The sequence below is a fragment of the Holospora obtusa F1 genome (assembly GCF_000469665.2).
GTDB classification, from domain to species: Bacteria; Pseudomonadota; Alphaproteobacteria; order Holosporales; family Holosporaceae; genus Holospora; species Holospora obtusa.
Window position 1 is genome coordinate 21671 of the sequence record NZ_AWTR02000080.1, and the last position, 6357, is coordinate 28027.

Below are 6357 nucleotides of genomic sequence, written 5' to 3' on the forward strand. Positions count from 1 at the left end.
TTTTGAAAAAATTTTCCTTTTGACTGTGTGATCTTTTTCAAATCCGGAAAGTCATTTGTTTATGTTGATACGCTCTAGGATGATAAGAATTACATAGCACACCTTTTCGGAAACGGTTGACACCTTAACTCCAGGCCGTAGATAGCGAAAAATGGGCTAAATTTTTTTTGCCCAAATTATGTCGTCACGAAATAACATAATGAAAATCAGGAATTTTGTTCTTTAAAAAAGATGACGCAATAGCACAGAAAGACACAACGTATCCAATGAATCTTTGAAAATATTTAGGGTCTTATCTAAGCGGGAAGAGAAGGGGAGTTAGGGAGGAAAAGCAAAAAAATCGTTAAACTCTGTGTTGCGGATTTTGACAAAGTCTTCTTGGCGGGATCTTCCTTTTGGCTCATGGAGATTTCAAAAATACGCACAGAAAGATTTTGCAGAAGGCAATTTTTCAGATGGTAAAATGAAAAAATTTGGGAAAATTTTTTAGAAAAACTGAGCATTGACCCAGACTATGAGTGAATGGCGATAGCCGTATAAAAGTGCATTCTTATACAGCAGAAAAGGGGCTCAACACGAAGCTACATATGGCCTTGAATGCAAAGGGCATCTAGTCAAATTCAGGCGTTCTTTCTGATTGCAAAACAAGCTAGTTATCTTGTGGAAGAAATAAAATGCTGAAAATCTTTTTGCAGATAAAAGATGGGATACCTATAAAATTATTGATGAGAAAAATTGTTGATGAGGTAAGAAAAAATAACATCACTCCTTTTATTTCCCCAAATTAAAAATAGAAAAAAACAAAGCAAACACAATAATGATATTTATAAGCTCAGACATCTTGTAAAGAATAAATTCCTTCACCTGAAACGCTGGAGAGGAATTTTCAACATGATACGCAAAATATTTTTTCATTTCTTTTTGTTGTGTAAATTAAGATGCCTTTTTCTTTAGTTAATAATCTCGTGACGACGCAGTCTAGAATCAACGCTAACTTTTGCAGTAGATCTATAGTACCCTACGCGATAATCCCCTTATCAACACTTTAGTCATTTCATTTTTTTTAAGATCGGTTAATTTAATTAATGTATAGATTTCATAAAATATTTTTTTTTAAAACTGATAAATATTCATATCAAAAATAAATTTTTATGAATCTAAGAATCGTGTATTAGGCAATATTTTTTTAAGAAAAGCTTCAGATTTTTTTAAAGAACTCTTGTATAAATGATAATAAAATGGCATTCTTTAGAAAAGCGTATTGTTTTCATTTCGCGTGATTTCAGAGTATAAGTGGTTATTTTATAGTGCGAAGATTGCGTTATGGATGATTGTAATCTTTGGGGGAGTAATATACAGGTGGAGCGCTTCAGATAGTATGCATCGCTTATTGTGTTGGGCAGGTTTTAGAGTAGAGGAAATTTTTGTAGAAGGGCGAAAGCGTTCTGATCTTTTAGTTATTAAGCGTGCTTTAAATTTAATTCCACAAAGATCTATTTTTTCTCTTAATCTTCCCAAGATATTGAATACTATCGAAAATATACCTTGGGTTCGATCTGCAGTTATTGAGCGAATTTTTCCCAATCGTATATATATACGTTTGTGTGAGAGAGAGCCCATTGCTGTTTGGGTTGCGCCAGATCAAAAAAAATACTTGGTAGATAAAGAAGGATTAGTAATACTTTCTCTTTCCTCAAAAGAACTTGTGAAATGGAATAATCTTTTAAGAATTATTGGAACAAACGCACCTTCAAATGTTTTTGATTTACAAAAATCGTTATCGTTACTTCGTATTAATAGTGTTCATGAGGCAATTTTTTTGCGTTCAGGACGTTGGGATGTGTATGTAGATCATAAATTATGTGTAAAACTTCCAGAAGGAGATGTCCGCTTTGGATTGCAACGATTTTTAGCATTGCGTCATCGAATTCCTAAAAATGTGAAAGTTGTTGATTTGCGATCTGGAGATTCTGTACTCATAGAGTTTGATAAAGATGTCCCCCAATCTTTAGAGGAACAGCGGGCTAAAAAGGAAAAAAATGAAAAAATTTAGTATGCCTAGTTTGTTAACAGGTCGGTTTATCACAGGAATTGATCTTGGGTCTAGCAAATTTTGTTGTTGGACGGGAGCTTGGGAAAAAGAAGAAGAAGTTAAAATTATCGGAGCTGGTCATGCGGCATCAAAAGGAATTGAGGGAGGAAATTTAGTTGATGTAGGGGCACTAGAATCTCAAATCACCGCTGCAATTTATGAAGCAGAACGTCAATCTAATGTTCAGATTCATCAAGCAGTCGTCACATTAAATGGTCATTTTTTTTATTCTGACTATCATGTACTTAAATCTCCCATTTACGAAGGAGTGGTGACTCAAAAATTACTAGATCATTTGTGGAATAGATTTGTGTCTCGTCATCAAGATTATCTTCCTTTACATTTTATTCCTCTGGAATTTTGTGTGGATGATCAGGATCGAATTAAGGATCCTCGTGGAATGTCTGGTATAAATTTGATGTGTTATTGCCATGTTGTTTGGGTTCACAAGGGAAGATTTAATACGTTAGTTGAGTGTTTAAAACGATGCCAAATTCAGCTCTCGGGGTTGCTTTTGGGACTTTATAGTAGTGGACTTGCTTGCTTAACTTCTGATGAGCGAGAGTTAGGAGCAACCGTCATTGATATGGGGGCTCAATCAACTGGAATGGGATTTTTTTTCCAAGGGCGGTTAGTGGGATCGAAACTTGTTAAGTTGGGAGGTAATCATATTACTCAGGATATTGCCAGAGGGTGCGAGACTCCTATTCAGCACGCAGAGCGTATTAAGGTTTTGTATGGTGCAGCGCTTCCAACGTTAAATGATCATAAGGAAATGATTCCTATGGCGCCTCTTGGGGGAGGGGACACCATGGGACAAACCGCACGCTCTTTTTTAATTAATATTATTCAAGCTCGGTGTGAAGAAATTTGTCGAATGATGAAAACAAAACTAGATGAAATGTACAGTGCGCATCCGTTTGCATGTCAGCGCATTGTGCTTACGGGGGGAGCCAGTCAATTGCCTGGTATGCGTGAATTGGTTGCTCAAGTTTTAGAACGCCCAGTGCGTGTTGCAAAATCGTATCCGTTAAAGCAAGCGCCCAGGGTATGCGGTGAATTTTCTGCAGTCAGTGGAACTTTTTTTTATCAAGAAACTTTTAATGATTTTCAATGTTCTGCTTTGTCTTCTCTGATTCCAAATCATCGCTCGAAGTCTTTTTGGAATCGACTTAATGCATTGTTTAAAAAATAAAATCATGTCTATACATACAGGGGGAAACATTATGGAAATGTTCGAAAATAAGAAAATTGGACCTAAAATTGTTGTCATGGGAATTGGCGGCGCGGGGGGAAATGCGGTAAATTCTATGCTGCGAGAAAAGAATTTAGAGTATATAGAAGATTTGCAACATCGTCATCTGGGAGTAGAGTTTTTATCTTGCAATACAGATCAGCAGGCGTTGAGCAATTCTCTGGTTCCTCCAGAAAATCGAATTCAGTTAGGATTCGAAGTGACGAAAGGTCTTGGAGCGGGAGCTCGTCCAGAAATTGGGCGTATTGCCGCGGAAAGCAGTTTAGAAGAAGTCATTAAGCGATTAGATGGTGTAGATATGTTGTTTGTTACAGCAGGAATGGGAGGGGGGACGGGAACGGGTGCTGCTCCTATTTTAGCCAAGGCAGCCAAAGATCGAGGTATTCTAACAGTTGCGGTCGTTACAAAGCCATTCTTTTTCGAAGGTCATCGTAGAATGGCGGTAGCAGAAGAAGGAATCGTGAAATTAAGAAGCTGTGTAGACACATTGTTAGTGTTGCCTAATCAAAAACTTTTTCGTCTTGCAGGAGTAGAAACTTCTTTTATTCAAGCGTTTGCTTGGGCAGATAAAGTATTGCGAGACGGAGTAGATATGTTTATTAGCCTTATGGAAAAGCCCGGATTAGTTAACTTGGATTTTGCAGACATTGTTGCTATTTTGCGTGAAGCAGACAGTGGAGAAGAAGATAAAGGAGACGCGATGATGGGAACTGGACGTGCAGGAGGCGAAGATCGTGCTATGCGCGCCGCAGAAACAGCTATTTCTTGCTTTTTATTAGAAACTGAGCATATTCGTCGTGCAAAAGCAGCTATGGTACAGGTGTCTGGAGGAGAGGATATGACGTTGACAGAAATTGATGCGGCTTTGCATTTTATCCGTTCTCAGATCGAAGATGATGCTTCAGACAATTTTCAGCCATCAAATATTATTTTTGGCGCAACGTTTGACAATACACTTCCAAGTGGAGAATTACAAATTTCTGTTGTTGCCACTGGAATCAAGCGTGCAGAACTTAATAATAAACCTTCTAAACACGTTTCTTCAAAAAAAGAAACTGAAGAAGAAAAAAAAATGAGTACTTCTTTAGAAAATTTAGAAGGGGACACTCCCTTCTCTAAAGAAGAATTATTTGATCAAAAGTTAGCAGATATTCCAGCCTTAGGAAGACGACATGGAGCAGATTTTACGATTGAATCTGAGCGTTTTTCTTCATTTTCAAATTTACGAGAAGATGAACCAGAAGAACCTTACGGAATGTCTACGGATTTTTCCTTTAATGAAGCCCCTTCTGAAAAACGTGTTTCAAAGTTTAAAAAATTTTTTTCTCGTCGAGTTGAAGATCAAATTCCTTACGTAAAAGAAAATTTTGATTCTACAGGAACTGAACAGCAAGAAGGGGAAGATTTAACGATTCCTGCATTTCTAAGGAAAGCAAGTAAAGGAAAATCAGACAAATATTAAAGTTAGTAAAAGTTAGCCTATTGATACAATTGATGAGGGTAGGGAAGTTATTGCTAGGAAAGTTTAAGGGATTAAAATGTTGTTCAACAAACATATACTTCATTCAAAAATTTAGTAAAATTTTATTTTGAAATGTGGCTTAATATCCTCTTGTAAAAAATTAAAACTTTTGTTAGACTGCTAAAAGTAAGCGGGCGTAGCTCAGGGGTAGAGCATAACCTTGCCAAGGTTAGGGTCGAGAGTTCGAATCTCTTCGCCCGCTCTTAGTTTTAGGATTTTAAAAAAAATTATGAACGTACATTCGTTTTTTAAAGGTATGCTCTGGATGTTAGGAATGTGCCTAGTGAGTTCTGTAAATGATGTTATTGTAAAGCTTTCAGGACTTAGCGGTTCGCACCTTAAGGATATAAATATTTTATTTTTTAGATTTTTTTTTGCGACTGTTACGCTGATACCTTTATTTTTGTCTGATTTCCGATTGAGTTCATTTAAAAAGTCACAGGTTCATGCGATAAGAGGAGGATTGTTTGCTTTGGCGATGCTTCCTTGGTGTTATAGCTTAATTCAGCTTCCTATCCCTCTTGTTATCAGCGTGGGATATCTTACTCCGGTTTTTGGTACAATTTTGGCCAGTTTAATATTGAAGGAATCTTTTAGCGTCGCGCGCTGGATTTCTGTGTTTTTTGGTTTTTTTGGAGTGGCCGTAAGTGTGAATTTTTCTTTTACAGGAGCAAATTCATCTATCTTTATTGCGTTGTTAGCTACATTTGTGTTTGCAGTTTTGGATATTGTTAATAAAAGACTTTTGACGCAAAAAGAAAGTTTAATTTCAACGATGTTTATGCCTACCATGTGGTCTTTTTTATGGTTGCTACCTATTGCAATTTGGAATTGGAAAACTCCGAGCTTTCATGAAATGGCGATGCTTTTGATCTTAGGAATTGGCTCGAATTTGATGTTTTTTTGCTTACTAAAGGCGTTAGGATCCTACGAAATGAGTGCTTTGCAGCCTTTCAAGTATAGCGAAACTGTCTTCTCTTGTATTGCAAGTTTCTTATGTTTTAATCAGATCCCTTCTGTTAGCGTGCTTTTGGGGTTAGGTTTTATTGTTCCTTCGGCTTTATACTTGACATTTCAGGAAACTCGTTCAATTAAATAGAAAATTTTTATTCCCTCCAAATTTTTTTGAGCAGAGCAGAGCGTTGTCACAAAGTATTATTTAATTTTTGTACAAAAATTTAACCTAAGATTATAGTTTATAATAAATTAAGTTTAGATTTGCGAATAGATAAATTATACAATAAAAACGGTTAAATTATAATTCAAATATGTATAGTTTTTAGAATAAATAACTGATGTTACGCAGCAATAGTTGATTTTTGCTTGAAATAATCATATTTTTCGTCCATAAGTTTTTAAGGACAAAAAATGAAACTGGATCTTCTTGATATTTATAGCAACTATTTGATAAGTCAAAATCACTATGCAACATCGACTGGTTTAGCCAATATGTTTCAAGGCGAAATTAGCCATGATCAAATGACTCGT

5 protein-coding genes, 1 tRNA gene and 1 pseudogene are annotated in these 6357 nt (G+C 36.1%); 6 read left to right on the top strand and 1 reads right to left on the bottom strand.

The genetic code is table 11. The annotated features are described in order from the left end of the window. Positions 1-771 precede the first annotated feature (771 nt). The gene (locus P618_RS09490) at positions 772-915 is read right to left on the bottom strand and encodes a hypothetical protein (protein ID WP_021827885.1); all 144 of its coding nucleotides are present in this window, start codon (positions 913-915) and stop codon (positions 772-774) included. A 412-nt stretch (positions 916-1327) separates the two neighbouring features. Between P618_RS09490 and P618_RS04955 the strand changes: the two genes are divergently transcribed. The 6 genes and pseudogenes from P618_RS04955 to P618_RS09495 all read left to right on the top strand — a co-directional run. Next, the gene (locus tag P618_RS04955) at positions 1328-2053 is read left to right on the top strand and encodes a cell division protein FtsQ/DivIB (protein ID WP_156919023.1); all 726 of its coding nucleotides are present in this window, start codon (positions 1328-1330) and stop codon (positions 2051-2053) included. Continuing rightward, entirely contained in the window at positions 2040-3287 is a 1248-nt protein-coding gene (gene ftsA / locus P618_RS04960) for a cell division protein FtsA (RefSeq protein ID WP_021827887.1), read from the top strand. The genes P618_RS04955 and ftsA overlap by 14 nt, the downstream gene beginning before the upstream one ends. Positions 3288-3291: 4 nt before the next feature. Then, positions 3292-4809: a cell division protein FtsZ gene (ftsZ, locus tag P618_RS04965; RefSeq protein ID WP_075260919.1), complete on the top strand. Its 1518-nt coding sequence runs from the start codon at positions 3292-3294 to the stop codon at positions 4807-4809. Between the two features lie 190 nt (positions 4810-4999). Continuing rightward, positions 5000-5071, top strand: a tRNA-Gly gene (locus tag P618_RS04970). Between the two features lie 27 nt (positions 5072-5098). Beyond that, the gene (locus P618_RS04975) at positions 5099-5968 is read left to right on the top strand and encodes a DMT family transporter (protein WP_021827889.1); all 870 of its coding nucleotides are present in this window, start codon (positions 5099-5101) and stop codon (positions 5966-5968) included. A gap of 269 nt (positions 5969-6237) precedes the next feature. Continuing rightward, positions 6238-6357: pseudogene (locus tag P618_RS09495) on the top strand (IS701 family transposase); the annotation flags it as partial.

Excerpts from the sequence above, each read along its gene's own strand:
- ftsA (WP_021827887.1), top strand. The coding sequence starts at position 2,040 with ATGAAAAAATTTAGTATGCCTAGTTTGTTAACAGGTCGGTTTATCACA.
- P618_RS04975 (WP_021827889.1), top strand. The coding sequence starts at position 5,099 with ATGAACGTACATTCGTTTTTTAAAGGTATGCTCTGGATGTTAGGAATG.
- ftsZ (WP_075260919.1), top strand. The coding sequence starts at position 3,292 with ATGTCTATACATACAGGGGGAAACATTATGGAAATGTTCGAAAATAAG.
- P618_RS09490 (WP_021827885.1), bottom strand. The coding sequence starts at position 915 with ATGAAAAAATATTTTGCGTATCATGTTGAAAATTCCTCTCCAGCGTTT.
- P618_RS04955 (WP_156919023.1), top strand. The coding sequence starts at position 1,328 with ATGATTGTAATCTTTGGGGGAGTAATATACAGGTGGAGCGCTTCAGAT.